Raw genomic sequence first — 25739 nt, forward strand, 5'->3', positions numbered from 1 at the left:
GTCCTGGCGTGGCACGGTTCCTGGGCAAAAAAACCGGGCGCTCCTCGGGCAAGGATGCGCCCGGCAAACGTGGGTGACTCAGAGCTGGTAGTTGGCCAGTTCGCGTGCGATCAGCAGGCGCTGCACCTCACTGGAGCCTTCGTAGATCTGGGTGATGCGCGCATCGCGGTAGTACTTCTCCACCGGGTAGTCCTCCAGGTAGCCATAGCCACCGTGGATCTGGATGGCGCTGGAGCACACCTGCTCGGCGATTTCCGAGGCGAGCAGCTTGGCCTGCGAGGCTTCCGACAGGCAGGGCAGGCCGGCGCTCTTCAGGCGCGCGGCATGGAGGATCATCAGGCGCGCGGCATTGAGACGGACCTGCATGTCGGCCAGCAGGTTGCCGATGCTCTGGTGCTCGATGATCGGCTTGCCGAACTGCACCCGTTCCCTCGCGTAGGCCAGGGCCGCCTCGAAGGCCGCGCGGGCGATGCCGAGGGCCTGGGCGGCGATGCCGATGCGGCCGCCTTCCAGGTTGGACAGGGCGATGGCCAGGCCCTTGCCACGTTGCCCCAGCAGGTTGGCTTCCGGCACTGCGCAATTGCTCAGAGTCACGGCGCAGGTGTCCGAGGCCTTGATGCCCATCTTGTGTTCGCTGCGGTCCACCACGAAGCCGGGGGTGTCGGTGGGCACCAGGAAGGCGGAGAGGCCTTTCTTGCCCAGCTCCGGGTCGGTCACCGCAAAGACGATGGCGAGCTTGGCACGCTTGCCGTTGCTGACGAACTGCTTGGCGCCATTGAGTACCCAGTGGCCGTCCACGAGTTCGGCGCGGGTGCGCAGGTTGTGCGCCTCCGAGCCGGCCTGGGGTTCGGTGAGGCAGAAGCAGCCGATCGCCGTGCCGCTGGCCAGCTCTGCCAGCCAGAAATCCTTCTGGGCCTCGCTGCCGTAGTTGAGGATGGGGCCGCAGCCCACCGAGTTGTGGATGCTCATCAACGCGCCGAGGGCGCCGTCGCCAGCGGAGATTTCCTCCACAGCCAGGGCGTAGGCGACGTAGTCGATGTAGGTGCCGCCCCATTGCTCGGGCACCACCATGCCGAGCAGGCCCAGCTCACCCATCTGCCGCACCAGTTCGTCGTCGATCCAGCCGGCCTTCTCCCAGGCCTGGGCTCGGGGCGCGACCTCGGCGCGGGCGAAGTCCCGCGCCATGTCGCGAATCATGCGTTGTTCTTCGGTGAGTTCGATGTCGTGCATCGTGCGTGTCTCCCGTCAGGCGGTACGAAGGGGTTTGCCGGGCGCGGCCTGGAAGCCGCTAAAGAAGGGCAGCACCCGCTCTTGCGTCAGCTCCGCCAGGGTCGGCGGGTTCCAGCGCGGGTTCTTGTCCTTGTCGATGATCAGGGCACGAACACCCTCCATCAGGTCGCCCTGGTCGAACCACTGGTAGTCCAGGTGCAGTTCCAGCGCGAAGCAGTCGGCCAGGGACAGGTGCCGGCCTCGGCGCAGCAGCTCCAAGGTCACGGCCATGGCCAAGGGCGAACGGCTGTCCAGCACCCGTGCCGTTTCCTCGGCCCAGTCGCGGAACTCCGGGCAATCCTCGGCCAGCAGCGACTGGCGGATGGCCTTGATATCGGGCAGGACGAAGTGCCGGTCGATGGCCTGGCGGAACGCCTTGAGCTCCGAGCCCGGAATGCGCTCGGTAGCCAGTCCGGCCAGCAGCTGGAGCAGGTTCTCCCGCGGCGCGTAGCTCCAGTCCAGGTTGTCCAGGGCCTGGTCCAGTTCCGCGATGCGCTCGCTGGGTAGGCTGTAGTCGGCCAGTCCGGCGTAGAGCGCATCGGCGGCGCGTACATGGCAGCCGGTGACGCCCAGGTAGACGCCCAGTTCGCCGGGCAGGCGCGGCAGGAAGTAGCTGCCGCCGACATCCGGGAAGAAGCCGATGCCGACTTCCGGCATGCCCATCCGCGTGCGTTCGGTGATGACGCGCAGCGAGGCGGCCTGCGCCAGGCCCATGCCGCCGCCGAGCACGAAGCCGTCCAGCAGCGCCAGCACGGGTTTTGCGTAGTTGTGCAGGTACTCGTCCAACGCGTATTCCTCTTCGAGGAACAGCAGGTGCTGGTTGTCGCCGGCCGCGTGGCTCTCATGCAGCATGCGGATGTCGCCACCGGCGCAGAAGGCCTTCTCACCGGCGCCGCGAATGACCACGGCGACAATGTCCGGGTCCAGCTCCCAGGCCCACAGGTGGCGGTGCAGCAGGCGCACCATAGGCAGGGTCAGGGCATTGAGCCCGGCCGGGCGGTTCAGCGTGAGGTGGCCGACGCGGTTGCGCACGCTGGACAGGATGGGCGCCTCGTTGCCAGTCATGCTCAGGCTTCCCGACGGAACAGGTTGATGATCGCCGAGAAGTCCAGGCCGCCGTGCCCCTGCAGGCTGAAGGTCTGGTAAAGCTGCTGGGCCGCGGCGCCCAGCACCACCGGCTGTTTCGCGTGGCGCGCGGCCTCGGTGGCCAGCCCCAGGTCCTTGAGCATCAGGTCGGTGCCGAAGCCGCCGCTGTAGCCGCGCGAGGCCGGGGCATTTTCCAGCACGCCGGGGAAGGGGTTGTTGATCTCCGAGCTCCAGCAGCGGCCGCTGGAGGTGTTGATGATGCCGGCCAGCACCTTCGCGTCCATGCCGAGGGAGACGCCCAGGGCCATGGCTTCGGCGACGCCGACCATGGAGATGCCCAGCAGCATGTTGTTGGCGATCTTGGCGACCTGGCCGTTGCCGGTGTCACCGCAGTGGACGATGTTCTTGCCCATGGCTGCGAGCAGGGGGTGGGCCTGGTCGAAGGCGCTGGCGGTGCCGCCGACCATGAAGGTCAGGGTGCCGGCCGCTGCACCGCCGGTGCCGCCGGAAACGGGTGCATCGAGCATGGGATTGCCCTGGGCGGCGGCCGCTTTGGCCACTTCGCGGGCGCTCAGCGGGTCGATGGTGGAGCTGTCGATCAGCAACACGCCGGGACGGACGTTGGCCAGTAGCCCATCGGCGCCCAGGTAGACGTCTTTCACGTGAGCGGCGGTGGGCAGCATGGTGATGATGGCGCCGACACCGTTACGGGCAATTTCCGCCGGGCTGTTGACCGAGCGTGCGCCGAGTTCCACGAGCGTGGCGGTCGCCAGGGGCGAAGGGTCGAACACAGTGAGCGTGTGGCCGGCCTTGAGCAGGTTGCGGGCCATGGGGCCGCCCATGTTTCCGAGACCAAGAAATCCGATGTGCATGCTGATGTCCTCTTGAAATGGGGCGGGGCGATTCGGTCACCGGTGGGTGAAGTACGGGGTGCGTTTTTCCACGAAGGCGCTCATGCCTTCCTTCTGGTCGGCGCTGGCGAACAGCGAGTGGAACAGCCGCCGCTCGAAGCGCACGCCTTCATTCAGGCCCAGCTCGAAAGCACGGTTGACGCACTCCTTGGTCATCATCGCGGCGGGCAGCGACTTGCTGGCGATGCCTCTGGCGACGGCCAGGGTCTCGTCCAGCAGGGATTCGGCCGGAATCACGCGGGCCACCAGGCCGGCGCGTTCGGCTTCCTCGGCGGTCAGCTGGCGGCCGGTCAGGCACAGCTCCATGGCCTTGGACTTGCCCAGGGCATGGGTCAGGCGCTGGGTGCCGCCGATGCCCGGGATCACCCCGAGGGTCAGCTCCGGCAGGCCGAAGCGGGCGTTCTCGGCGGCGTAGATGAAGTCGCACATCAGCGCCAGTTCGCAGCCGCCGCCCAGGGCATAGCCGGCGACCGCCGCGATCAGCGGCTTGCGCCGGGCGCCGATGCGGTCGGCGGCGGCGAAGAAGTCATCCAGGTAGATCTGCGGAAAGCCGAAGGCGGACATCTCCTTGATGTCGGCGCCGGCGGCGAAGGCCTTGGCCGAACCGGTCAGAACGATGCAGCCGACCTCGGTGTCGGCCTCCAGTTGGTCGAGCGCCTGGTTCAGCTCGGCGACCAGCTGCGAATTGAGGGCGTTCAGCGCCTTGGGGCGGTTCAGTGTGATCAGGCCGACGCGCTCCTGCACGGAGACCAGGATGGTTTCGTATTCCATGGCATTTACTCCAGGCGGACCGGCGCGCGCGGCGCCGGCCCGGAGGGATCATTTCAGGGTGATGGTGGTGTTCACCGCGCTGCCGACATCGTCCTCGTCGAACCAGCGCTGGGTGATGGTCTTGGTCTGGGTGTAGAACAGCACCACTTGCTTGCCGTAGGGGCCGAGGTCGCCCAGCTTGGAGGCGCGGGAGCCGCTGAAGGAGAACAGCGGGACCGGCACCGGAATCGGTACGTTGATGCCGACCTGGCCAACGTCGATCTCTTCCTGGAAGTGACGCGCGGCGGCGCCGGAGCGGGTGAAGAGGGCAGTGCCGTTGCCGTTGGGGTTGGCGTTGATGAAGGCGATGGCCTCATCCAGGCTGGCGGCATTCACCACGCAGAGCACCGGCCCGAAGATCTCCTCCCGGTAGAGGGTCATGTCCGTGGTCACGCCGGCGAAGATGGTCGGGCCGACGAAGTTGCCGTCCTGGTAGCCGGGTACGCTCGGGTTGCGGCCGTCCAGCACCAGCTTGGCGCCTTCCTCGATGCCGGTGGCGATCAGGCCGCTGATGCGCTCCAGCGCAGCGCAGGACACCACCGGGCCGATATCGGTACCCGGCTCGACACCGGCATTCACCTTGAGGGTCTTGGCCTTTTCCACCAGCTCCGGCAGCCAGGCTTGCGCCTCGCCCACCAGGATCACCACCGGCAGGGCCATGCAGCGCTGGCCAGCGGCGCCGAAGGAGGCGCCTAGCAGGTTGTTCAGGGTCTGCTGCTTGTTGGCGTCAGGCAGGACGATGGCGTGGTTCTTCGCGCCCATCATGCATTGCGCGCGCTTGCCGTTGGCGGTGGCGCGGTTGTAAACGTGGGTGCCCACCTTGGTGGAGCCGACGAAGGACACGGCCTTGATGTCCGGGTGGTCGCAGATCAGGTTCACCGCATCGACGCCTCCGTGGATCACGTTCAGCACGCCTTTCGGGATGCCGGCTTCCAGCGCCAGTTCGGCCAGGCGCATGGTCACCAGCGGGTCCTGCTCGGAGGGCTTGAGGACGAAGGTGTTGCCGCAGGCGATGGCCATGGGGAACATCCACAGCGGGATCATCGCCGGGAAGTTGAACGGGGTGATGCCGGCGCACACGCCGATCGGTTGCAGCAGGGTGTAGGTGTCTACGCCGTTGGCGACGTTGTTGGCCAGCTCGCCCATCTGCAGGGTGCCGATGTTGGCGGCGTGCTCCACCACTTCCAGGCCACGGAAGACGTCACCTTCGGCGTCCGGCAGGGTCTTTCCCTGTTCGGCGGTGAGCAGGGCGGCCAGCTCCTTCATGTTTTCGCGGATCAGCTGCTGGTACTTGAGGAAGATGCGGGCGCGGGCGCCGATCGGGGTCTTGCGCCAGGTCTTGAAGGCGTCCTGGGCGGCGGCGACGGCGGCGTTCATCTCGTCCTGGGTGGCGAAGGGCACGCGGGCCAGGACTTCCTGGGTCGCCGGGTTGACCACGTCGCGCCACTGCTGGGTCCTGGATTCGACGAATTCACCGTTGATGAGCAGCTTGACGCTGGGAACGCTGGAAGAGGTCATGTATGGGTCCTGCCTGCTTTCGTTGGGTCGAGTGAGGCCCCTCGGGACTTGGGTCCGAGTGGTCGGGTTTTCGGTTAGGGGGCCGGCGCCAATGCCGGCCACTGGTCAGCCCTTGAGCTGCGGGAAGTCTTCTTCGAAGTACTCGCCGGGGCCCCGGGTATCGCCCTGGCGGCGCAGCACTTCCATCTGCCGCAGTTCCACGCGGCGGATCTTCCCGGAGATGGTCTTGGGCAGTTCGCTGACGAACTCGATGCGGCGCACCCGCTTGTAGGGCGCCAGGTGCTCGCGGGCGAAGGCGAGGATGTTCAGGGCCAGTTCGGCGCTGCCGGGCTCGTCATGGGCGAGGATGAGGAAGGCCTTGGGCACCGCCAGGCGCACCGGGTCCGGGCTGGGCACGATGGCCACTTCCATCACGGCGGGGTGCTCGATCAGGGCGCTTTCCAGTTCGAAGGGACTGATGCGGTAGTCGGAGGCCTTGAACACGTCATCGGCCCGGCCGACGAAGGTGATGTAGCCGTCTTCGCAGATCTGCGCGGTATCACCGGTGCGGTAGTAACCGTCGCGCATCACTTCGGCGGTCTTCTCCGGGCTGTCCTCGTAGCAGAGCATCAGGCCCAGCGGGCGGACATCCAGCGGCAGGGCCACTTCGCCCTCGTTGCCCGGTTGGCCATCGGGGTCGAGCATGGTCACCCGGTAGCCCGGCAGCGGCCGCCCCATGGAGCCGGGTTTGAGCTTCTGGCCAGGGGTGTTGCCGACCAGGGCGGTGGTTTCCGACTGGCCGAAGCCGTCGCGCAGGTCGAGGTCCCAGGCGTGCTGGACCTGTTCGATGATCTCCGGATTCAGCGGCTCACCGGCACCCACCAGTTCGCGCAGGCGCAGACGGTTCCGGTAGCTGGCCAGGTCCTCCTGGATCAGCATGCGCCACACGGTGGGCGGCGCGCAGAGGCTGGTGACGCCGTAGCGTTCCAGCACGCCGAGCAGGGCCGGGGCGCTGAAGCGCGAGGTGTTGTGGATGAAGATGCAGGCGCCGGCGTTCCAGGGGGCGAAGAAGCAACTCCAGGCATGCTTGGCCCAACCGGGAGAGGAGATGTTCAGGTGCAGGTCGCCGGGCTTGAGGCCGATCCAGTACATGGTCGAGAGGTGGCCGACCGGGTAGCTCTGGTGGCTGTGCAGCACCATCTTCGGCTTGGAAGTGGTGCCGGAGGTGAAGTAGAGCAGCATCGGGTCGGTGGCCAGGGTCACGCCATCGGCCTGGAAGTTGGCTGGGTATTCCGCGGCCGCGCTGTGCGGCGTCCAGCCCGGGGCACCCTGGCCAACACTGATGCGTGTGTAGCTTTCGGCCAGGCCACTGAATTTTTCCAGGTTGGCACTGCCAACCACCAGGTGACGGACTTGGCCACGCTCGATGCGGTCGCGCAGGTCCTCGGAGGTGAGCAGGGCGGTGGCAGGGATCACCACGGCGCCGAGCTTGAAGGCCGCCAGCATGGTCTCCCACAGGGCGATGTCGTTGCCGAGCATCATCAGGATGCGCTCGCCGCGCTTCACGCCCAGTGCCCGCAGGTGGTTGGCGACGCGGTTGGAGCGCTCGGCCAGCTCCTGGAAGCTGTAACGGCACTCGCTGCCATCCTCCTCGACTATCCAGAGCGCCGTGGCCTGGTTGTCCTTGGCCATGTCGTCGAAGTAGTCCAGTGCCCAGTTGAATTCAGTCAGTTGCGGCCAGCGGAAATCGCGCACGGCGGTGTCGTAGTCGGTGCGGTGGGCCAGGAGGAAGTCACGGGCGGCAAGGAAGGGGAGGCTGTTGCTGTTCATGGGGCGAACCCTTGATTGTTTTTGTCGGGTCTTTCGGCCGGTGGCCGGGTTGGTGGCTTGAGTATAGGCAGGCGTAAATCAAATAAGAACGAGCAGAAAAACAGGTGCGATGTGCAAAAAAATCATTGTCTGGCGCCGGGGTCGCGAGCGGTGCGCATGGCGCACCCTACGGACGAGTCTGGTGCACCCGGGCGGCGTTGAGTGCCGCGGGTGACAGTAGGGTGCGCAGCGCGCACCGGCAGTTGACAGCGGCGTGACTACCAGAGCGGCAGGGTGTAGCTGAGGATCAGGCGGTTCTCGTCGAGGTCGTTGCCGAAGTTCGTCGAGCGCACCGTCGCATTGCGCCATTTCAATCCAAGGTTTTTCAGCGGTCCGCTCTGCACCACGTAGGCGATGTCGGTATCGCGCTCCCATTCCTTGCCGTCCTCACGGCCCGCGCCCAGTTCCACGCCATCACCGGAGAGGTAGCGGGTCATGAAGGTCAACCCCGGAATCCCCACAGCCGCGAAGTTGTAGTCGTAGCGCGCCTGCCAGGAGCGTTCCTCGCGGTTGGCGAAGTCGCTGATCTGCACGAAGTTCACCAGGTAGGCGTCGGTTCCGTTGACGTAGGCGAAGCCGGTGTCGCCGCTCATGCGCTGGTAGCCAAGGCCCAGGGCGTGGCCACCGATGCCATAGGTGAACATCGCGCCGAAGGCCTTGTTGTCCACGTTGCTGCCGCCTTCGTCGGTGGAGCGGGCGAAGCGCAGGTCGCTCTTCAGGCTCTGGCCGTCACCCAGGGGCAGCAGGTGGTTCAGGGTCAGGTAGTGCTGGCGGTAGAAGTCGTCCAGGCGTCCGAAGCCGTAGCTGGTGCTGAGGGCGTCGTTCCACTTGTAGCTGAGGTTGGCGAAGTCGAAGGTGTCGCTGGTGGTCTGGCGTGCGCGGATGTTCTTCACGCCCACCTTGGTGATGCTCATGTCCTCGTAATCGGAGGAATCGCGCTGGTTCACCTGGCGCAGGCGTCCGGCATCGAAGGTCAGGCCGTCGATCTCCAGGGAATTGAGCTGGCCGCCCTCGAAGGTCTGCGGCAGCAGGCGCGAATCGTTGGCCAGCAGTACCGGCAGCTTGGGCATCAGGGTGCCGAGCTTGAGGGTGCTTTTCGAGGCGCGCAGCTTGGCGGTCAGACCCAGCTCGCCGTATTCGTCCTGGGCGCGCTTGGGCGCTTCGCGGTCCCGCTTGAGCAGGCCGGAGCCGGCGCGGTCGGGGCTGGAGTCCAGCTTCACGCCGAGCAGGCCGATGGCATCCAGGCCGACGCCGATGCTGCCCTCGGTGAAGCCCGATTCGTAGCGCAGCAGGAAGCCTTGCGCCCACTCTTCGGCTTTGGACTGGGGGGCGGCGTGCTGGCGGAAGTCACGGTTGAAGTAGAAGTTGCGCAGCTCCAGGCTGGCTTTCGAATCCGTGATGAAGTCCGCCAGGGCGGGTGTGGAAGTGCAGAGCGAGCTGCCGACGAGCAGCAGGCTGGAGGTGAGGGTGTGGCGATCCATGGAGGCCTCTTGTTGTTTTAGTGGACGAGCGAATCCGTACCGGCCCGAGGGCCGGTCGCGGGGTGAGTCGGAAATGAAAAGGGGCACGCCCCCAAAGGAGCGACGGGCATGCCCGCTAACTGGCGGCGCGAAGCGCGTCAGTGGTTGCTGGCGGCGGCGGCCCCCAGGCCGGTCTGGGCGCGTACGAACTGGTCGTCGTAGGCGGCGCGTTCGCGGCTGGCGCGAGCGCTGCGATCGAGCATGGACACCACGATGATCACCAGGAAGGCCAGGGGCATGGAGAACAGCGCCGGCTGGTCATAGGGGAAAAGCGCTTTCTCATGACCCAGTACCCCGACCCAGACGGCTGGCGCACAGATCACCAGTGCCATGGCGCTTACCAGCCCGGTCAACCCGCCCCAGAGGGCGCCACGGGTGGTCAGGCCCCTCCAGTACATGGCCATGATCAGCACCGGGAAGTTGGCCGAGGCAGCGACGCCGAAGGTCAGGCCGACCAGGAAGGCGATGTTCATCTGCTCGAAGAGAATGCCCAGGCCGATCGCGACCAGGCCGATGGCCACGGTGGCGATGCGCGACACGCGCATCTCGTCCTTCTCGCTGGCGCGGCCCTTTTTCAGCACGCTGGCATAGAGGTCGTGGGAGATTGCCGAGGCGCCAGCCAGGGCGAGGCCTGCGACCACGGCGAGTATGGTGGCGAAGGCCACGGCCGAGAGAAAACCGAGGAACAGGTTGCCGCCCACCGCCTGGGCCAGGTGCATGGCCACCATGTTGCCGCCGCCCACCAGGGCACCGCCCAGTTTGCCGTCGACGAAGTATTGCGGGTCGGTGCCGACGATGACGATGGCGGTGTAGCCGAGCACGCAGACCACCAGGAAGAAGAAGCCGATGAAACCGGTGGCGAACAGCACCGAGCGGCGGGCTTCCCTGGCATTGGGCACGGTGAAGAAGCGCATCAGGATATGCGGCAGGCCGGCGATGCCGAACACCAGGCCGAGGGACAGCGAGACGGCGCTGATCGGGTCGGCCAGCAGAGTGCCGGGCCCCATGATCTTGACGCCGCTGGCGTGTACGGCGACTGCGCGCTCGGCGAGGTTTTCGAAGCTGAAGCCGAACTCGCTCATGGCCATCAGCACCAGCGCGGTACCGCCTGCCAGCAGCAGAACGGCCTTGGTGATCTGCACCCAGGTGGTGGCGATCATGCCGCCGAAGATCACGTAGACCAGCATCAGCATGCCCACCACCACCACGGCCAACTGGTAGTCCAGGCCGAACAGCAGCTTGATCAGCTGGCCGGCGCCGACCATCTGCACGACCAGGTAGCAGCAGACCACGGTCAGCGAGCCGAGGGCGGCGAAGCTGCGTACGCGGGTCTGGTCCAGGCGGTAGGAGACGATATCGGCGAAGGTGTAGCGGCCCAGGTTGCGCAGGCGCTCGGCCATCAGGAAGGTGACGATGGGCCAGCCGACGAAGAAGCCGATGATGTAGACGAAGCCGTCGTAGCCCTTGGCGAACACCAGGCTCGAAAGACCCAGCAGAGTGGCCGCCGACATATAGTCGCCGGCGATTGCCAAGCCGTTCTGGAAGCCCGAGATGCCGCCGCCGGCAGTGTAGAAATCGGCGGTGGAGCGGGTGCGTCGGGCGGCCCACCAGGTGATGGCGAGGGTGGCCAGGACGAAGATGAAGAACATGCCGATGGCATGCAGATTGAGCGGTTGTCTCTCTGCCGTGATGGCGTCGGCGAAGCAGCTCAGCGGCGCCAGTGCGAGGAGGGCGAGGAGGGCTTTCATGCCTGGCCCTCCGCGAGGATTTCCGCGCTCAGCGCATCGAAGCGGGTATTGGCGTGACGCACGTACCAGGCGGTCAGCAGCCAGGAAAGAATGATGATGGCGGCGCCCAGCGGAATGCCGCGACTGAGGTGGCTACCCTCGTAGAGCGGCAGGTGCAGCCAGCCGGGTACGAAGGCCACCAGCAGGATGAACAGGTAGTAGACCGCCAGCACCAGGGCGCTGAGCGACCAGGCGAGAATGGCGCGCTCCTGGGCCAGGCGCTGGAACTTCGGATTGGCCATGATGCGAGCATTGGCCGAGGTGTCGGGGGAGTGGTGAGGTGTCATATCGGGCTCCGCTTTAGTTGTTTTTGTCGTGCCTGTCGCCGCAGCCTTTTTCAGGCGTGCAGCATTCCCGGCGGCGCCTCGGGAAGGCGTCGCCAAGTTCTTCGTCACTGCGCTGGATGTGAGGTGTTCTTCAGTGACCGCGGCCCCCTCCGGGAGCCAGCAAATGGTGGATGGCGCAAGGCGCGGGGTGGGCGAAGCCCGCTCCGTTCGAGCGATTGCTGGAAAGCCGGGGAATGAACGAATCGAGGGCAGCGGCGTGGGCACCGGTCATCCATGATCGGAGCGCCGTGGAAGCGGCGCGACGGCAAGGCATGTGCCCGGCGGGAAGGCCGGAAATCAGGCATGCGCTCATGCTTTTAGCCCTTGGTTCTTGTCGGCTGAGGGGGCTGTCCCGGCGAAGCAGAAAGCACTTGGCGGCGGGTCGATGGGTGTGAGTATATGTAGGCATCCATCCACTAAAGAACAGACAAATAATCCTGATGGACATGCAAAAAAGTTCCAGTCCCGAGCCGGTCAAATGGGACGATCTTCGATTTTTCCTGGAAGTCGCCCGTACTCGCACGGCAACCGGTGCCGCGCGACGCCTCGGTGTCGACTACACCACGGTATCGCGGCGCGTCCGCGCCCTGGAGCAGGCGCTGGGTGCGTTGCTGTTCGAGAAGTCGCGAGCGGCGGGTTTCGTTCTCACGGTGGAAGGCCAGCGTCTGCTGGGCCACGCCGAGACCCTGGAAAGCACATTGCAGGCGGCCTGCGAGCAGGTGTCGGGCACGCGCCTGGGGCTCTCCGGCCATGTGCGTATCGGCTGTACCGAGGGTTTCGGGTCCTATTTCGTGACGGCGCAGATGAGCCGCTTCCTCGAGCACTATCCGCACATCTCCGCGGATATCCTGCCCGTGCCGCACTTCGTCAGCCTGTCCCGCCGCGAAGCGGATATCGCCATCACCCTGGAACGCCCCGAGCGCGGGCCCTATGTCTGTTCCAAGCTCGCCGATTACCGCCTGCGCCTTTACGCATCGCCGGAATACCTGGCCAAGCATCCGCCAATCGAGACGCGCGAGGACCTGGCCGGGCACCCGTTCATCACCTACGTCGAAGACCTGGCGTTCAGCCCCAAGCTGCTCTATCTGAACGACCTGCTGCCAGGTGCCATGAGCCAGTTGCGCAGCACCAGCGTCATCGCTCAGTACCAGGCTGCGTTGCAGGGGCAGGCGCTGGCCATCCTGCCGTGTTTCCTGGTTGCAGGTGACCCCAGGTTGCAGGCCGTGCTGCCGGGCGAGGTGGAAGTGACTCGGCAGTTCTGGATCTACTACAGCGAGGATTTGCGGCGCCTCAAGCGCATTACGCTGATTGCCGAGTACCTGCATGCCTGCGCCGACCTCAACGCCGAATGGCTGATGGGCGAAACCCGTTCGTTGCGCTTCCCGTCGCTCGATTAGCGCGTGGCGGGATTTCCCTGGGGCTATCAGGTCCGTCCCGCTTTTCCGTTCACCCAGAGCATCAGCCCGCCCGGTTGCTCATCAACTGCCGGTACTGGCGTGTGCGGCGCAGGGTACTCCACTGCTCCTGCAGCAATGCGCGCAGTGGCGAGGCGTTCGGTTCCGGCTGGCTGCCGCTTGCCAGGCGGCGCATCTGGAGCTTCACCAGGGACATGTAGGCCAGCGCGGCCAGGGCTTTGCGTTTCCAGCGGATCGGCGGCAGTTCAGCGCTGGCCTGGGCCTGGCCGGCTTGCCAGAGGCCCGGCAGCGACGGATTGACCGCCAGCGCGGTAGCGATGCCGGCCATGGCCACGCCACCGGACAGCACCTGTTCCACCACCGGCAGGCGGCGGATACCGCCGGTGACCATCACCGGCATGGGCGCGACGCTGGCGATCTCCTGGGCGAACTCGAGGAAGTAGGCTTCGCGGGCCAGGGTACGGCCATCACGAGCATCGCCCTGCATGGCCGGTGCTTCGTAGCTGCCGCCGGACAGCTCCACCAGGTCTACGGCCAGTTCGCCGAGCCAGAGCACCACCTGGCGTGCGTCGCTCGGCTCGAAGCCGCCGCGCTGGAAGTCGGCCGAGTTCAGCTTCACGGCCACGCAGAAGCTCGGCGATACCTGGGCGCGCACTGCCTTGACCACCTCGAGCAGCAGGCGCGCGCGGTTCTCGATGGGGCCGCCCCAGCGGTCCTCGCGGCGGTTGCTCAGGGGCGAGAGGAACTGGCTCAGCAGGTAGCCGTGGGCGGCATGCACCTGCACCCCGCTGAAACCGGCCTGTTCGGCCAGCGCCGCAGTGCGGGCGAAGCGCTCGATCAGTTCGGCGATCTCTGCCTCGTCCAGCGCCTTGGGCAGCGGGAACAGCTTCGACAGACCGCCCATGTCCAGCGCTACGGCGGAGGGGGCGACAGTGGGCTGGCCGAGGTTGGCCTGCATCTGCCGGCCAGGGTGGTTGATCTGCATCCAGAATTGCGCCCCGTGCGCACGGCCGATGCGCGCCCATTCGCGGAAACGCTCCAACGGTTGCCCCTCCTCCAGCACCACGCCGCCTGGGCCGGTCATGGCGCGGGCGTCCACCATCACGTTGCCGGTCAGCAACAGCCCGGCGCCACCCTTGGCCCAGGCCTGGTAGAGGCGCAGCAGCGGGTCCGAAGGGGTCTGGTCCTGATTGGCGAGGTTCTCCTCCATCGCCGCCTTGGCGATGCGGTTGGGAATGACGGCGCCATTGGGCAACTGCAGAGTTTGGAAGGGCGACATGGGGCTCTCCGGGAGGTGGGCGCCGTGCGTCGGTTGGTGGATCATCCGACGACGGCGGGGCTGTGTCGCGGCAAAGCCTAAGGTTAAAGTCAGCCTTAAGGTCAATAGGGGAGATCCACTCAATGAAAATCGGCGAACTCGCCCGGCGTAGCGGCTTGACCGCTTCGCGCATCCGTTTCTATGAAGCCAGTGGACTCATCAACGCCCAGCGCCTGGGCAATGGCTATCGCGATTATCCCGAGCAGGCCTTGCACACGCTGGAAATCATCACCTGCGGGCAGCAGGCCGGCTTCAGCCTGGAGGAAATGCGCAACCTCATGCCTGATCCGACCCTGCGGGCCGGCCACCACGACCGCCTGCTGGAAAGCCTTCAGCGCAAGGTCACCGAAATCGACGCCATGCAACAGCGGCTGGCACAGAACCGTGCGCAACTGCTGGCAATCATCGCCGGTATCGAAGGCAAGCCCGAGGGGATGGGCTGCGAGGAAAACGCCCAGCGCATGCTCGCCGGGTGGCGGGAGCGGGGAGGGGCGGGGGCGAACGGGGTCGACCCAACACTTGACCGTGCGACGAAGCCGGCCAGGTAGGGTGCGCCGCGCACACCAGCGGTTGTGCGCAAGGGCTTGGAACGTGGATGTTTACCCAACCGACGACCAGGGGCGTTCCATGCTGTGCCTTACCGATTCGAGCTGACGAAACCTGCTGGTGGTGAACCGCGCGAAACTATAGTCTGCGCGCCTTGGCCCTTACCCGATTGACCGCTATGGATGATCTTGACCTCCCCGAACCCGAGCACGATCACCTGCTCGACAACGACGACGATCTGGACGACGAGTTCTTCGACGATGAGGACGCCGACCCGCTCGATGCGCCCGAGGGGGCGTGTGATTACTGCGGCGAGCTGACCGAGCGGACGGACCGTCGCGGTCAGTTCGTGTGCGGGGATTGCGCTGAGTTCGACTGAGCTCAGGCGAACTCAGCGGCCTGGTCGAGCACGGCCAGGGCCCATGCCTCCTGCCCGGGTTCCACCAGTTCGGCTACGCGCCAGGTCCTGACACGACCGACGTCGATGTGGATGAAACCCTTCGACGGATAGAACCCCACGCCGCCTGCGCCGATGGCGCGGACCAGTTTCCCCAGTCGTTCGACACTGACGCCAGGAATCCGGATGTCGGCAGCCATGCCGCGGATGTGCAGGGACTGTCGGGCGGCGCCTTCCAGGGTGGCGTTGTGTTTCGGGGTGCGGTAGCCACTGTTGACGAGGATGCGCGTGGGCAACTGGTTGATGCGCAGCCAGGCCTGGATGAGGAAGAGCAGGTCCAGCAGCTTGACGTTGATCTTCACCGTGCTCTTGTACTTCACGTCGCGGAGTATGCGGCAGCCCTGGCGATAGCCTTCGAGGTCCCAACCCTTGCCTTTGCGGAAGTAGCAGAAGGTGGCGACTTCACCGGATGCCGGGCGTTCCAGGCGCAGGTAGCGGTCGCGATTGAGGAGGCGGGCGTGGAGGTTGCGCGGCCGCAGGGTCACTTCGATCCGGTTGGCGGCGGCTTCGCCCGTGACCAGGACGGCGGCAAGGGCAGCGAATGCCTTGAGCACCTGGCGTCTGGACAGGCCGGGGGTGGAAGCTGCCATGGATCACCGCTCTTCGGGGGCGGGCCTTCGACTATACACCTGGCAGCGGGCTTCTCATGCGTTGTTCAGCGCACCTCGCAGCCCGGCAGGAATCCGGGAGCAGCGGTTGGACTCTCCCCCGGATTTCATCCGGGCTACCAAGCTGAAGGCCCCGTAGGAGGGATAGATGCCTCGGACAAACAGCTTTTGATGATGCAAAACCAAACACGCCGCCCTCCTGCTGACGGAAAGGCGGCGTTTTTTCTTATGTGAACAGCATTAGGATCAGGCTTCCGGCTTTTCCAGGCGCCGGGCGATCTGCTCGAGCAGGATGAGGTCCTGTTCGACCAGGCGGCCCTGGCTGGCCGCCAGGGTGATTCGATCGAGCACCTGACGCGAGCGGGCGCTGAGCTTCTGGTCGGTGGCGTAACGGCCATCTTTGGATTCGGCGATCTGCATAACGGGGTTCAGCAGGTCGTTGAGCGTCACGCTCAATGCCTTGGCGATTCGGCGAAGGTCCTCGAACGAGGGTTCGCGCGTGTCCCGCTCGTAGTTGCCGATGCGGGACTGCGATTCCCAACCGCACTCACTGGCCAGGGCCTGCTGTGAGAGTCCTTTCAGTTTTCTGTAATGCGCAATGCGCGATCCAAGCGTATTCATGCCGCGAATCTTAATGACGGAATGAATCGTCCTTGGTTCACTTATCGTGTTTGCATATCGTGCAAAGCGTGATTATGGTAGTCGACAATCGACGGATTGCCAAGCGTATTCAAGGACGATGAGGAAGACCTGCATGGCCGAGCTGGATTCGCTGCCAACGGGAAGGTCGAGACACTGGAAGGTTCCAGGCCGGGTTTCTTGCGGGCGTGGCGCCGCATGTCGCGATGCGGCGTGGCGGGTCTGGCGATTGGGGTGTGACTGGTGGGGGCCACGAGCCAATGGGCCGCCGCCGTGATACCGCTGTCCTGTCTTTGGTTGGCCCCTGTCCGCGCGAGTGGACAGGGGGTCTCTACGTTCAGGCCAGGCGAAAGCGATTGACCTCGGTCTGCAGTTCGCCCCCGAGCCGTGCGAGGTCGACACTGGCGGTGGAGGTTTCTTCCGTGGCGGCAGCGGACTGTTCGGCGACATCGCGGATGCTGGTGACGCTGCGATTGATCTCTTCGGCCACGGCGCTCTGCTGCTCGGCAGCGGTGGCGATCTGCTGATTGAGCTGCTGGATGCTGGAGACCGAGCTGTTGATGGCCTGGAGCGCGTCGCCGGCCTCCTTGGCTGCGTCGACGGTGTGGCCCGCCTCGTTGCGACTGCGGCCCATCATGTCGACTGCGCCCTGGGCGCCCTCCTGCAGGGTGCTGACCAATTGCTCGATCTGTGTCGTGGATTCCTGGGTGCGGCGGGCGAGGGCGCGTACTTCGTCTGCGACGACTGCGAAGCCGCGTCCCGCATCGCCTGCCCGCGCCGCCTCGATGGCCGCATTGAGGGCAAGCAGGTTGGTCTGCTCGGCGATGCTCTTGATCACGTCCAGCACGGTGCCGATGTTGGTGCTGTCGTGCTTGAGGCGTTCGATGGCACCGGCGGACTGTTCGATGGCGTGGGCCAGGCTTTCGATGCGTTCGATGGCCTGCTGGACAACGGCGGTGCCCTGTTGCGCCTGCCGGTCGGCTTCGCCAGCGGAATCGGCGGCAGACTCGGCGTTGCGGGCGACGTCCTGCACGGTGGCGACCATTTCGTTCATGGCCGTGGCCACCTGCTCGGTTTCCATTTTCTGCTGGTTGACGCCGGCGCTGGTCTGCTCGGTGACAGCGGACATTTCTTCGGCTGCGGTGGCCAGTTGCTCGATGCCACTGCTCAAGCGCCTGAGCAGGCTGCGTAGGCTTTCGGTCATGTCCTGCATGGCCTGCATCAGTTGGCCCAGTTCATCCTTGCGCTCGCTGCGGATATCCGCAGAGAGGTCCCCGGCCGCTACCTTGCGGGCCTGATGTACGGCCAGGCGCAATGGCGTCACGATCAGTTGGGCGATCAGCAGGGCCGAAACCAGTCCCACCACGAAACCGATGGCGGCGGCGACGGCTAACAGGGTCTTGGCCTGGCTGGCCTCGGCTTCCAGCAGCTGCAGTTGCACGTTGAGGGCGTCGGTGGAGGCGGCGGAAATGCCCGAAGCACGGCTGGACATATCGGCCTCCGATCGCGCGTGAAGCTGGATGCTCTGGCGCAGATTGGAGAACTCGTTGCGGTAGCGCTCGATCTGTCGGCGCGCGGAATCCAGATCTTCGCGGGCGCCGGCGTCGTCGATCCGGTTGGTCAGTTCCCGGGTTTCGCGGTCAAGGTGCTCGAACAGACTGGTCAACTGGTCGGCATACTGCTGCTCGCCGCGCATGATGAAGTCCTTCTCGCGACGCCGTGCGTTGAGTACGTCCTTGGCCATCTCGGAGGCATGGTTGGCATTTTCCAGGGCGCGGATACCGGCTTCATCGCCGGTGGCGCGGATCTGTTCCACCGCTGCCTGGTTGAGGCGCTGTTCCAGTTCGTCGAACTGCTTGAGCGCCTCGCGGGCCGCCTGCTCCATGTTCTGCTGGGTGGCGCGCTTGTTCTTCTCGGTTTCCCCAAGGCCCACCAGGTTGTCCCGGTACTGGCCGAGGTCGGCCTGGATCTGCTTCATCAGATCGATGGTTTTCGGAATGGTCATCACCTTCAGCGTGTCGCTGGCGATGCCTTCGATCTCGCTGATGATGTCCAGGGCTTCGCGGATGGACTGCTCATCGCCGCGGATGACGAAATCCTTCTCGTGCTGGCGGACCTGATAGAGCTTGGTGTCGATGTCATTGACCCGTAGCAGGATGTCGAAGCGGTGCAGGGTGCCTTCCAGCGCACCCCAGCTGGTCCAGGCCACCAGCAGGGTGATGGCCAGAACGAGGCCGAAGCCGGTGAGGAGTTTTTGCCGAACGCTGAGGTCATTGAGGAAGCGTGTGATTGGGCCGTTCATGAGGACGACCTCGCAGCGTGCGGGCGTGGCGTTTCGGGTGCGGCTGATCGGGAGGGGAGGGGCATGGGAAGACTTCCTGTCAGGATGCCATCAACACTGATGGCTATGGGCCATAGGTTATAGCTGCACGACTTCGGTGCTGTCCAGCCTGGTGACGGACAGTCGATTAGTGAAACGGATAGCCACTATTGACCGAACTGATTTCTATTGATCGGGCCCGATCCATAGTCTTGCACCCATGCAAAGCGATGGAGGTGAGGCCATGACCCACGTTGATGTCGTGTCCCTGGTCGGGACCGCGGTTCCGGAAGCGCTCCGTGCGAATGGTCATATGGCCTGCTGGTTCGTGGTGGTGGAAGGCGTGATGCGCTCCGGCCCTTTCACCTCCCGGGAAGCCGCCGGCGCCAGCCAGGCGATCTGGCTACTGGAACTGGCCCGCCGTCAGCGTTCCCCCCACAGTCTGGTGGCCTGAGGCACCTCGTTCACCGCTCAACCTGTTCTGCTCCATGCTCCCTTGGCCCGCCTTCATGGCGGGCATTTTGTTTCTGCATTCGGTGTCTTGGGTAAACTGCGTTTTTTACCGGGAAGCCGCATCGTGAAGTGGGACATTTTCTGCAACGTCGTCGATAACTTCGGCGACATCGGCGTGACCTGGCGCCTGGCCCGCCAACTGGTGGCCGAGCACGGCCAGGCGGTACGTCTCTGGGTGGACGAGCCGGCGATGTTTGCGCCGCTTTGCCCGCAGGCAGACCCCGAAGCGGAACGCCAGTGGCAGCACGGCGTGGAAATCCGCCATTGGCGCCAGGACTGGCAGCCCGTTGAAGCGGCGGATGTGGTGATCGAGGCCTTCGCCTGCCAACTGCCGGAACACTACCTGGGCGCCATGGCGGCGCGGGCCGACAAGCCCTTCTGGCTCAATCTGGAATACCTCAGTGCTGAGGATTGGGTGGCGGGCTGCCATGGCCTGCCGTCCTTCCAGCCCAACGGCTTGCAGAAGTCGTTTTTCTTTCCCGGTTTCACCGATGGCACGGGTGGCCTGTTGCGGGAGGGCGCCCTGATGTCGCGGCGCCTGGCCTTCCAGGCCGATCCTGACGCGCGCCAGGCGTTCTTCGATGACCTGGGCGTCGACCTGGAGGCGGGCGCACTGCTGATCTCCCTCTTCGCCTACGAGAACGCTGCGCTGGCCGGTTGGCTTGATGCCCTGGCGGCCAGCCCCACGACCGTGCAACTGTTGGTGCCGGTCGGCCGGGTGCTGCCCGACCTGGCTCGCTGGTTGGGCGCGGACAGGCTCACGGCGGGAGCCCGACTGCGCCGGGGCAACCTGGTGATCCAGATGCTGCCATTCGTCAGCCAGGACGACTATGACCGGATTCTCTGGAGCTGCGATTTCAACGCGGTGCGCGGTGAGGACTCGTTCATCCGCGCCCAGTGGGCCGGGCGGCCATTGCTCTGGCATATCTATCAGCAGGAGGAAGAGGCGCATTGGGATAAGCTCGAGGCGTTTCTCGCCCTCTACTGCCAGGCGCTATCCCCGGCTGCAGCGGCTGCGCTGGCCGAAAGCTGGCGGGCCTGGAACCGTGGCGAAGGCATGGACGCTGCCTGGCCAGCGCTCACCGAGCACTGGGCGGAGTTGAAAGCGCATGCCGAGCGCTGGTGCGAGGTCCAGGCCGGTCGAACCGACCTTGCGACGGGTCTGGTGCAGTTTTGTACAAAACCGCTATGATACGCGGCCTGTTTTTTGTCACCCATCCACATCGGATATTCGTATGAAAACCGCTCAAGAGTTCCGCGCCGGCCAAGTCGCCAACATCAATGGCGCTCCCTGGGTCATCCAAAAGGCCGAGTTCAACAAATCCGGCCGTAACAGCGCTGTCGTCAAGATGAAGCTGAAGAACCTGCTGACCGGCGCCGGCACCGAGACTGTGTTCAAGGCCGACGACAAGCTGGAGCCGATCATCCTTGAACGCAAGGAAGTGACCTACTCCTACTTCGCCGATCCGCTGTACGTGTTCATGGACCCCGAGTTCAACCAGTACGAGATCGAAAAGGCTGACCTGGAAGGCGTCCTGACCTTCATCGAAGACGGCATGACCGACGTTTGCGAAGCTGTGTTCTACAACGATCGCGTGATCTCCGTCGAACTGCCGACCACCATCGTTCGCCAGATCGCCTACACCGAGCCGTCCGTCCGTGGCGACACTTCCGGCAAGGTGATGAAGACTGCTCGTCTGAACAACGGTGCCGAGCTGCAAGTATCCGCCTTCTGCGAAATCGGTGACTCCATCGAGATCGACACCCGTACCGGCGAGTACAAGTCCCGCGTCAAGGCCTGAGCCTTTTAGCGAGACAGGAAAAAGCCCGCGAAAGCGGGCTTTTTCGTTTCTGTCGTTCTTACTTCAGGTGCTCTTTCAGCGCCTCCCCCGCTTGCTGCATCGCGGCGCGGGTGCCCGGAACCCTGGCCAGCACATTGAGCAGGCCGAAGTCGTGGATCATGCCGTTGAAGCGTACCGCGGTGACCTCCACGCCGGCGGCGTCCAGCTTGCGGGCGTAGGCTTCGCCTTCGTCACGCAGTACGTCGAACTCTGCGGTCTGCACCAGGGCCGGTGGCAGGCCTTTGAGCTGTTCGGTCGAGGCTTGCAGCGGGGAGGCGTAGATCTCTGCACGCTGGCGCGGGTCGGTGGTGTAGCTGTCCCAGAACCACTTCATCATGTTGCGGGTGAGGAAGTGGCCATTCTCGAACTGGTTGTAGGACGCGTTGTTGAAGTTGGCGTCCGTTACCGGCCAGAGCAGGGCCTGGAAGCGGATCTTCGGCGTGCCCTTGTCCTTGGCCATCAGGCTGACTACCGCCGCCATGTTGCCGCCGACGCTGTTGCCGGCCACTGCCAGGCGCTTGCCGTCCACACCGATTTCCTTGCCATGTTCGGCCACCCACTGGGTGGCGGCGTAAGCCTGGTTGATGGCGGTCGGGTACCTGGCTTCCGGGGAAGGCGTGTAGTTCACATAGACCGCGACGGCACCGGAATTGGCCACCAGGTCGCGGATCAGGCGCTCGTGAGTCGGGTAGTCACCCAGCACCCAGCCGCCACCGTGGAAGAACATGAAGACCGGCAGCGTGCCTTTCACGTCGGCCGGGCGGACGATGGTCAGGTCGATTTTCTGGCCGTTGGCGTCGATGGTCTTCTGGCTCACTTCGGCTTTCGGCAGTTCCAGTTTCACACCCGCCTGGGCGCCCACAAGCACCGCACGGGCATCCTTGGGAGCCAGGGTTTCAAGTGGCTTGCCGCCACCAGCGGCCAGGGCTTCGAGGAAGGCCTGGGTGTTGCGTTCGACGCCGGGGCTGCCCGCGGCGAAGGCCTGGCCAACGGAAAGGGCGAGCAAGCTGCTGGCGACAAAGGTGCTGATCGGTTTCATGGCGGGTTCCTCTATCTGGTATCTGTTTGCTGTCTAAAATATTGCGCGCTAACTAAGTGCGTGGAGCAGACATTAGGCATGTTTTATTTAGCGCGCAAGATATTTGTTGGAGAGATTTGAAATAGCGCTCAGAGGGTTAGGGAATAAGGCCGTCAGACGGCCTTTCCCAGGCTGCCGCGCAGCGAGACCAGTTCGTTCTTGAGGCTGCCGAGCTGTTCGATGGACAGCTCGGTCGCGGCGAGGATGCAGGCCGGCACAGACTTGGCCTTTTCGTACAAGGCGCGGCCCGAATCGGTGAGGTACAGCTCCACCACGCGCTCATCCTTGCTGCTGCGAGTGCGCGTGATCAGGCCTTCGGCTTCCAGGCGCTTGAGCAGGGGGGTGAGCGAGCCGGGGTCGGTGAGCAGGCGGGTGCTGATCTCGCCGACGGTAATGCCATCTCCCTCCCAGAGCACCATCATGGCGAGGTACTGCGGGTAGGTCAGTCCCAGCTCCTGGAGCAGGGGCTTGTAGACCTTGGTCATCAACAGCGAGGTGGAATAGAGGGCGAAGCAGAGCTGGTTGTCGAGCAGCAGCTCCTTGCAGGGGGGGGTGGACATGGCGGGACTCCAGGACGGTGATGCTGACTAATTTAGCGCGCAAGCCTTTCGTGGGCAAAACTCATTCTTTTCGTCATCCTGCGTGGCGTGCTTGCGTTGGCCGGGCCAGCGGCCACAATTTCCCGGTCAATTACTGCAAGGACTGCATCATGGACAACCTGCAAAACCCCTATCAGGCGCCCCAGGCGGAGCTCACGACCCACAGCGCCGTAGAGCCCCTGCTGGCTTCCCGCTGGACGCGCCTGGGCGCCGCGCTGATCGATGGCCTGATCATGAGCGTTGTAACGGTGCCGGTGGCGTACTTCTCCGGCACCTTCGAAGCGGCGCAGCAAGGGATCGAACCCAGCCTGGGCCAGCAGTTGCTGAGCCTGGTGGTGGGGGTGGCGGTCTTCTTGCTGGTCAACGGCCACTTCCTCAAGACATACGGCCAGACGCTCGGCAAGCGGCTGCTGAAGATCGCCATCGTCGACCTCAACGGCCAGGTGCCGGAGCTGGGCAACCTGTTGCTCAAGCGCTACCTGGTCTGGTGGCTGCTGGCCTACGTCCCGATCGTCGGCATGTTCCTGGTGCTGGTGGATTACCTGTTCATCTTCCGTGCCGACCGCCGTTGCCTGCATGACCTGTTGGCCGGCACCCGCGTGGTTCAGCCGCCGCGCTGATCAGGTCCGACCCAGGCCGCCCAGGGGAAGGTCCCAGGGCGGCACTGGGCCGAAGCGGTTCTTCAGGAATTCCAGCAGCAACCGGCTCCGTGAGCGGGCTTCTCCTTCCAGGCGCAAGGCATAGATGCCGCTGGGCTCAGGCGGTGGCAGGCCGTCTTCGCAGAACAGGGGCACCAGTTCGCCGCGTACCAGGTACTCGCTGATCAGCCAGGTCGGCAGGTGGGCGATGCCCAGCCCGGCCAGGGCGCTGAACAGCAGGGTTTCGGCATTGTTGGCGCTCATGCGCATGCGTCCTGGCCGGATCAGCTGCAGTTTGCCTTCCACATCGAAGCGCCAGGCGTAGGGCGGGGCCAGGGCATCCCAGTCCAGGCCATCATGGTTGGGCAGTTCGCGCACATCGCGGGGGATGCCGCGGCGGCGCAGGTACTCAGGGCTGGCGCAGAGTACCCGCACCATCGGCGCCAGCGGGGTGGCTACCAGGCGGGTGTCGGCGAGCGGGCCGACGCGCAGCACCAGGTCCACCTGGCCCAGGTTTTCGCCCTGCATGTCGATGAAGCTGTCGATCAGCCGCAATTGCACGTCGAGGCCGGGATAGGCCACCAGGAATTCGGCGATTGCCGGGGCCAGGTGGCGGCGCCCGAAGGGCGCTGGCGCATCGATGCGGATCAGGCCCTCCGGGGCGCTGCTCAGGGAAACCGCTTCGGCGCGGGCCAAACGCAGCTCAGCCAGTACCCGCTTCGCCCGTTCGGCGAAGGCCAGGCCGGCAGCGGTTGGCTTCACCGCGTGCGTGCTGCGTACGAACAGCGTGCTGCCGAGTGCGCGTTCCAGGGCGTCGATGCGTCGCGCCACGGCAGAGGGTGTGAGGGGGTGGCGGCGCGCGGCGGCGGAAAAGCTGCCAGCGTCCAGCACGTCGAGAAACAGCGCCAGTTGTTCGGTCAGGGCATCGGGATTCATGAGGCGTTCCTGTGCGTATTGCGCAAAGCCATTGTGCATAGCTATGCGTTTTCGTTGCAGCCGGGCAAGCGTAGCATTCGCACCATCCTGTCTGGAGGTGGTATGGATTTGTTGGCTTTCGTGATGAACCTGGTGCTCGGCGCGTTGTTGGGCACCGTGGGCGGGTTGTTTGGCATCGGAGGCGGGTTGATCGCTATTCCCGCCCTGGGCGTGCTTTTTGGCCTCGATCAACAATTGGCCCAGGGCACGGCACTGGTCATGGTGGTGCCCAACGTGTTGCTGGCCCTATGGCGCTATCACCAGCGCAACCGCATCGACCCGCGCTACGCACTGCTGCTGGCCATCAGCGCCTTCAGCTTTGCCTGGCTGGCCTCGCTCTTTGCGGTGGGGGTGGATGCGGGCAGCATGCGCCTGGCATTCGTCGGCTTCCTGCTGGCGCTGGCCGTCTACAACGTCGCACGGATGTTCATGGCCAAGGCTCAGACCAGCGCTGAGCTGCGCCAGCCCTGGCCGTGGCTGGGGGCGCTGGGGGGCGTGGCGGGGGCCGCAGGCGGATTGTTCGGTGTCGGCGGCGCGGTGATCGCAACGCCCGTCCTGACCAGTGTGTTCGGTACCAGCCAGGTCATGGCCCAGGGGCTGTCCCTGGCCCTGGCGGCGCCAAGTACCGCGGTGACCCTGGCCACCTACGGCCTTCACCATCATGTGAACTGGGCCATGGGCCTGCCCCTGGCGATAGGCGGTCTGCTCAGCATCAGCTGGGGCGTGCGCCTGGCCCACGCCCTGCCGGAGAAGGTGTTGCGTTCGCTGTTCTGCGTCTTCCTGCTGGTGTGTGCAGCGATGCTCGGCCTCGAGTGAGGACGATCAGTTCCGGAAACCTTCGACGATATGCTCGGCCAGGGTATCGGTCACCGGTGACAGATTGCGCTCGTTGCGCAGCAGCATGATGTTGCACAGCGGTAGCTGTGGCAGGCCGTCCGCTTCACCGAGGATGCGCATGTCGGGGGTGATCAGGCTCTGCAGTTGCGCAGTCACCGCCAGACCGGCGCTGACCACTGCCATCAGCGCCGACAGGCTTGGGCTGGTGTAGGCCAGGCGGTATTCCCTGCCCAGGGAATCCAGGGCATTGCAGGCCCAGGCGCGGCAGAAACAGTCGCTGTTGAACATGGCCAGCGGCATGGGCGACTGTTCATGGGGACTGAAGCCGACGGCCTCGGCCCAGACGAAGCGCTCCTGGCGCAGCAACTCACCGATGTCATGCCCTGGCATGCGGGTCACGATGGTCAGGTCCAGGTCCTGACGCTGGAGCAGCTGGGACGTTGAATCGCAATGCACTTCCACCTGCACCAGCGGATACGCCTGGGCGAAGCGCGAGAGGATGCCCGGCAGGAAGCGCATCACGTAATCATCAGGCGTGCCGATGCGCACCGAGCCCACCATGTGCGGCTGGCGCAGGGTATTCATCACTTCGCCGTGCAGCTTGAGGATGCGCCGCGCGTAGCCCAGCAGGATCTGCCCTTCGGCGGTAAGCCGGACCTGGCGGCCGTCGCGCTCGAATACGGCGCGTTGCAGCACGTCTTCCTCCAGCCGCTTCATCTGCATGCTCACGGCCGACTGGGTGCGGTTGACCATTTCCGCTGCGCGGGTGAAGCCACCGTAGTCGGCAATGGCGACGAATGTGCGCAGCAGTTCGGTATCGATGGCGGGATAGTTCATTCATCAAATCCTGAGATGCAATGCATAAGAAACATTCGTTGGA

General features: G+C 65.0%; 25 protein-coding genes and 1 pseudogene. 8 read left to right on the plus strand and 18 right to left on the minus strand.

Annotated elements, in window-relative coordinates; translation table 11 throughout:
- Nucleotides 1-78: 78 nt before the first annotated feature.
- The 9 genes from THL1_RS11400 to THL1_RS11440 form a co-directional block, all read right to left on the minus strand.
- Nucleotides 79-1230 (minus strand): acyl-CoA dehydrogenase family protein, encoded by a 1152-nt coding sequence (locus THL1_RS11400; RefSeq protein WP_069083375.1) that lies wholly within the window; start codon nucleotides 1228-1230, stop codon nucleotides 79-81.
- A 15-nt stretch (nucleotides 1231-1245) separates the two neighbouring features.
- Nucleotides 1246-2334, minus strand: coding sequence for an enoyl-CoA hydratase/isomerase family protein (locus THL1_RS11405; RefSeq protein ID WP_069083376.1), 1089 nt, complete (start codon nucleotides 2332-2334; stop codon nucleotides 1246-1248).
- 2 nt (nucleotides 2335-2336) lie between these two features.
- Nucleotides 2337-3227 carry a 3-hydroxyisobutyrate dehydrogenase gene (gene mmsB / locus THL1_RS11410; protein ID WP_069083377.1) on the minus strand — a complete coding sequence of 297 codons (891 nt, stop codon included), beginning with the start codon at nucleotides 3225-3227 and terminating at the stop codon, nucleotides 2337-2339.
- A 36-nt stretch (nucleotides 3228-3263) separates the two neighbouring features.
- The gene (locus THL1_RS11415; protein WP_069083378.1) at nucleotides 3264-4037 is read right to left on the minus strand and encodes an enoyl-CoA hydratase; all 774 of its coding nucleotides are present in this window, start codon (nucleotides 4035-4037) and stop codon (nucleotides 3264-3266) included.
- A gap of 48 nt (nucleotides 4038-4085) precedes the next feature.
- Entirely contained in the window at nucleotides 4086-5594 is a 1509-nt protein-coding gene (locus THL1_RS11420; RefSeq protein ID WP_069083379.1) for a CoA-acylating methylmalonate-semialdehyde dehydrogenase, read from the minus strand.
- Nucleotides 5595-5699: 105 nt separating this feature from the next.
- Complete coding sequence (locus THL1_RS11425) at nucleotides 5700-7403, minus strand: AMP-binding protein (RefSeq protein WP_069083380.1); 1704 nt, start codon at nucleotides 7401-7403, stop codon at nucleotides 5700-5702.
- 257 nt (nucleotides 7404-7660) lie between these two features.
- Nucleotides 7661-8923 carry an OprD family porin gene (locus tag THL1_RS11430; protein ID WP_069083381.1) on the minus strand — a complete coding sequence of 421 codons (1263 nt, stop codon included), beginning with the start codon at nucleotides 8921-8923 and terminating at the stop codon, nucleotides 7661-7663.
- A gap of 137 nt (nucleotides 8924-9060) precedes the next feature.
- Nucleotides 9061-10710, minus strand: coding sequence for a cation acetate symporter (locus tag THL1_RS11435; RefSeq protein ID WP_069083382.1), 1650 nt, complete (start codon nucleotides 10708-10710; stop codon nucleotides 9061-9063).
- Nucleotides 10707-11036: a DUF485 domain-containing protein gene (locus THL1_RS11440; RefSeq protein ID WP_069083383.1), complete on the minus strand. Its 330-nt coding sequence runs from the start codon at nucleotides 11034-11036 to the stop codon at nucleotides 10707-10709. The genes THL1_RS11435 and THL1_RS11440 overlap by 4 nt, the downstream gene beginning before the upstream one ends.
- A 485-nt stretch (nucleotides 11037-11521) precedes the next feature.
- Here THL1_RS11440 and THL1_RS11445 point away from each other — a divergent pair, with 485 nt between their 5' ends.
- Nucleotides 11522-12472, plus strand: coding sequence for a LysR family transcriptional regulator (locus THL1_RS11445; protein WP_069086486.1), 951 nt, complete (start codon nucleotides 11522-11524; stop codon nucleotides 12470-12472).
- 61 nt (nucleotides 12473-12533) lie between these two features.
- Here THL1_RS11445 and THL1_RS11450 read toward each other — a convergent pair whose 3' ends face one another.
- Entirely contained in the window at nucleotides 12534-13769 is a 1236-nt protein-coding gene (locus tag THL1_RS11450) for an NADH:flavin oxidoreductase/NADH oxidase family protein (protein ID WP_069083384.1), read from the minus strand.
- Nucleotides 13770-13891: 122 nt separating this feature from the next.
- On the opposite strand from THL1_RS11450, the gene THL1_RS11455 reads away from it, so the two are divergent.
- Together THL1_RS11455 and THL1_RS11460 are read left to right on the plus strand one after the other, a co-directional pair.
- A complete protein-coding gene (locus THL1_RS11455) occupies nucleotides 13892-14356 on the plus strand; it encodes a MerR family transcriptional regulator (RefSeq protein ID WP_069083385.1) in 465 nt (154 codons plus the stop codon).
- Nucleotides 14357-14532: 176 nt separating this feature from the next.
- Nucleotides 14533-14733, plus strand: a complete 201-nt coding sequence (locus THL1_RS11460) for a hypothetical protein (protein WP_069083386.1) — start codon at nucleotides 14533-14535, stop codon at nucleotides 14731-14733.
- A gap of 2 nt (nucleotides 14734-14735) precedes the next feature.
- Here the strand turns inward: THL1_RS11460 and THL1_RS28890 are convergent, their stop codons facing one another.
- The 4 genes and pseudogenes from THL1_RS28890 to THL1_RS31310 all read right to left on the minus strand — a co-directional run.
- The gene (locus THL1_RS28890) at nucleotides 14736-15401 is read right to left on the minus strand and encodes a YcbK family protein (RefSeq protein WP_083245865.1); all 666 of its coding nucleotides are present in this window, start codon (nucleotides 15399-15401) and stop codon (nucleotides 14736-14738) included.
- A gap of 264 nt (nucleotides 15402-15665) precedes the next feature.
- A complete protein-coding gene (locus THL1_RS11470; RefSeq protein ID WP_069083387.1) occupies nucleotides 15666-16040 on the minus strand; it encodes a helix-turn-helix domain-containing protein in 375 nt (124 codons plus the stop codon).
- Between the two features lie 355 nt (nucleotides 16041-16395).
- Nucleotides 16396-17280, minus strand: a complete 885-nt coding sequence (locus THL1_RS31305) for a methyl-accepting chemotaxis protein (RefSeq protein WP_414703747.1) — start codon at nucleotides 17278-17280, stop codon at nucleotides 16396-16398.
- Nucleotides 17257-18360: pseudogene (locus THL1_RS31310) on the minus strand (methyl-accepting chemotaxis protein); the annotation flags it as partial. The gene THL1_RS31305 and the pseudogene THL1_RS31310, both read right to left, overlap by 24 nt.
- 262 nt (nucleotides 18361-18622) lie before the next feature.
- On the opposite strand from THL1_RS31310, the gene THL1_RS11480 reads away from it, so the two are divergent.
- The 3 genes from THL1_RS11480 to efp all read left to right on the plus strand — a co-directional run bounded on the left by THL1_RS11480 (nucleotide 18623) and on the right by efp (nucleotide 20693).
- Nucleotides 18623-18832: a hypothetical protein gene (locus tag THL1_RS11480; protein WP_069083389.1), complete on the plus strand. Its 210-nt coding sequence runs from the start codon at nucleotides 18623-18625 to the stop codon at nucleotides 18830-18832.
- Between the two features lie 120 nt (nucleotides 18833-18952).
- Complete coding sequence (earP, locus tag THL1_RS11485) at nucleotides 18953-20083, plus strand: elongation factor P maturation arginine rhamnosyltransferase EarP (RefSeq protein ID WP_069086488.1); 1131 nt, start codon at nucleotides 18953-18955, stop codon at nucleotides 20081-20083.
- Nucleotides 20084-20126: 43 nt separating this feature from the next.
- Nucleotides 20127-20693: an elongation factor P gene (gene efp, locus THL1_RS11490; protein ID WP_069083390.1), complete on the plus strand. Its 567-nt coding sequence runs from the start codon at nucleotides 20127-20129 to the stop codon at nucleotides 20691-20693.
- 58 nt (nucleotides 20694-20751) lie between these two features.
- Here the strand turns inward: efp and THL1_RS11495 are convergent, their stop codons facing one another.
- Both THL1_RS11495 and THL1_RS11500 read right to left on the minus strand, forming a co-directional pair.
- Nucleotides 20752-21771, minus strand: a complete 1020-nt coding sequence (locus tag THL1_RS11495) for an alpha/beta hydrolase (RefSeq protein ID WP_069083391.1) — start codon at nucleotides 21769-21771, stop codon at nucleotides 20752-20754.
- Nucleotides 21772-21923: 152 nt separating this feature from the next.
- Entirely contained in the window at nucleotides 21924-22370 is a 447-nt protein-coding gene (locus THL1_RS11500) for a MarR family winged helix-turn-helix transcriptional regulator (protein WP_069083392.1), read from the minus strand.
- Nucleotides 22371-22519: 149 nt separating this feature from the next.
- On the opposite strand from THL1_RS11500, the gene THL1_RS11505 reads away from it, so the two are divergent.
- A complete protein-coding gene (locus THL1_RS11505; RefSeq protein WP_069083393.1) occupies nucleotides 22520-23029 on the plus strand; it encodes an RDD family protein in 510 nt (169 codons plus the stop codon).
- Here THL1_RS11505 and THL1_RS11510 read toward each other — a convergent pair whose 3' ends face one another.
- On the minus strand, nucleotides 23030-23983 hold the full coding sequence (locus THL1_RS11510) for a LysR family transcriptional regulator (protein WP_069083394.1): 954 nt from the start codon (nucleotides 23981-23983) through the stop codon (nucleotides 23030-23032).
- 102 nt (nucleotides 23984-24085) lie between these two features.
- Between THL1_RS11510 and THL1_RS11515 the strand changes: the two genes are divergently transcribed.
- The gene (locus THL1_RS11515; RefSeq protein WP_177343827.1) at nucleotides 24086-24838 is read left to right on the plus strand and encodes a sulfite exporter TauE/SafE family protein; all 753 of its coding nucleotides are present in this window, start codon (nucleotides 24086-24088) and stop codon (nucleotides 24836-24838) included.
- Between the two features lie 6 nt (nucleotides 24839-24844).
- Here the strand turns inward: THL1_RS11515 and THL1_RS11520 are convergent, their stop codons facing one another.
- Complete coding sequence (locus tag THL1_RS11520) at nucleotides 24845-25696, minus strand: LysR substrate-binding domain-containing protein (protein ID WP_069083395.1); 852 nt, start codon at nucleotides 25694-25696, stop codon at nucleotides 24845-24847.
- Nucleotides 25697-25739 lie beyond the last annotated feature (43 nt).

Source organism: Pseudomonas sp. TCU-HL1, assembly GCF_001708505.1.
In the GTDB taxonomy this organism is placed as follows: domain Bacteria; phylum Pseudomonadota; class Gammaproteobacteria; order Pseudomonadales; family Pseudomonadaceae; genus Metapseudomonas.

What these genes read in the sequence shown, in the direction of transcription:
- THL1_RS11400 (WP_069083375.1), bottom strand. Translation starts at nt 1,230, where the DNA reads ATGCACGACATCGAACTCACCGAAGAACAACGCATGATTCGCGACATG.
- THL1_RS11405 (WP_069083376.1), bottom strand. Translation starts at nt 2,334, where the DNA reads ATGACTGGCAACGAGGCGCCCATCCTGTCCAGCGTGCGCAACCGCGTC.
- mmsB (WP_069083377.1), bottom strand. Translation starts at nt 3,227, where the DNA reads ATGCACATCGGATTTCTTGGTCTCGGAAACATGGGCGGCCCCATGGCC.
- THL1_RS11415 (WP_069083378.1), bottom strand. Translation starts at nt 4,037, where the DNA reads ATGGAATACGAAACCATCCTGGTCTCCGTGCAGGAGCGCGTCGGCCTG.
- THL1_RS11420 (WP_069083379.1), bottom strand. Translation starts at nt 5,594, where the DNA reads ATGACCTCTTCCAGCGTTCCCAGCGTCAAGCTGCTCATCAACGGTGAA.
- THL1_RS11425 (WP_069083380.1), bottom strand. Translation starts at nt 7,403, where the DNA reads ATGAACAGCAACAGCCTCCCCTTCCTTGCCGCCCGTGACTTCCTCCTG.
- THL1_RS11430 (WP_069083381.1), bottom strand. Translation starts at nt 8,923, where the DNA reads ATGGATCGCCACACCCTCACCTCCAGCCTGCTGCTCGTCGGCAGCTCG.
- THL1_RS11435 (WP_069083382.1), bottom strand. Translation starts at nt 10,710, where the DNA reads ATGAAAGCCCTCCTCGCCCTCCTCGCACTGGCGCCGCTGAGCTGCTTC.
- THL1_RS11440 (WP_069083383.1), bottom strand. Translation starts at nt 11,036, where the DNA reads ATGACACCTCACCACTCCCCCGACACCTCGGCCAATGCTCGCATCATG.
- THL1_RS11445 (WP_069086486.1), top strand. Translation starts at nt 11,522, where the DNA reads ATGCAAAAAAGTTCCAGTCCCGAGCCGGTCAAATGGGACGATCTTCGA.
- THL1_RS11450 (WP_069083384.1), bottom strand. Translation starts at nt 13,769, where the DNA reads ATGTCGCCCTTCCAAACTCTGCAGTTGCCCAATGGCGCCGTCATTCCC.
- THL1_RS11455 (WP_069083385.1), top strand. Translation starts at nt 13,892, where the DNA reads ATGAAAATCGGCGAACTCGCCCGGCGTAGCGGCTTGACCGCTTCGCGC.
- THL1_RS11460 (WP_069083386.1), top strand. Translation starts at nt 14,533, where the DNA reads ATGGATGATCTTGACCTCCCCGAACCCGAGCACGATCACCTGCTCGAC.
- THL1_RS28890 (WP_083245865.1), bottom strand. Translation starts at nt 15,401, where the DNA reads ATGGCAGCTTCCACCCCCGGCCTGTCCAGACGCCAGGTGCTCAAGGCA.
- THL1_RS11470 (WP_069083387.1), bottom strand. Translation starts at nt 16,040, where the DNA reads ATGAATACGCTTGGATCGCGCATTGCGCATTACAGAAAACTGAAAGGA.
- THL1_RS31305 (WP_414703747.1), bottom strand. Translation starts at nt 17,280, where the DNA reads ATGCAGGCCATGCAGGACATGACCGAAAGCCTACGCAGCCTGCTCAGG.
- THL1_RS11480 (WP_069083389.1), top strand. Translation starts at nt 18,623, where the DNA reads ATGACCCACGTTGATGTCGTGTCCCTGGTCGGGACCGCGGTTCCGGAA.
- efp (WP_069083390.1), top strand. Translation starts at nt 20,127, where the DNA reads ATGAAAACCGCTCAAGAGTTCCGCGCCGGCCAAGTCGCCAACATCAAT.
- THL1_RS11495 (WP_069083391.1), bottom strand. Translation starts at nt 21,771, where the DNA reads ATGAAACCGATCAGCACCTTTGTCGCCAGCAGCTTGCTCGCCCTTTCC.
- THL1_RS11500 (WP_069083392.1), bottom strand. Translation starts at nt 22,370, where the DNA reads ATGTCCACCCCCCCCTGCAAGGAGCTGCTGCTCGACAACCAGCTCTGC.
- THL1_RS11505 (WP_069083393.1), top strand. Translation starts at nt 22,520, where the DNA reads ATGGACAACCTGCAAAACCCCTATCAGGCGCCCCAGGCGGAGCTCACG.
- THL1_RS11510 (WP_069083394.1), bottom strand. Translation starts at nt 23,983, where the DNA reads ATGAATCCCGATGCCCTGACCGAACAACTGGCGCTGTTTCTCGACGTG.
- THL1_RS11515 (WP_177343827.1), top strand. Translation starts at nt 24,086, where the DNA reads ATGGATTTGTTGGCTTTCGTGATGAACCTGGTGCTCGGCGCGTTGTTG.
- THL1_RS11520 (WP_069083395.1), bottom strand. Translation starts at nt 25,696, where the DNA reads ATGAACTATCCCGCCATCGATACCGAACTGCTGCGCACATTCGTCGCC.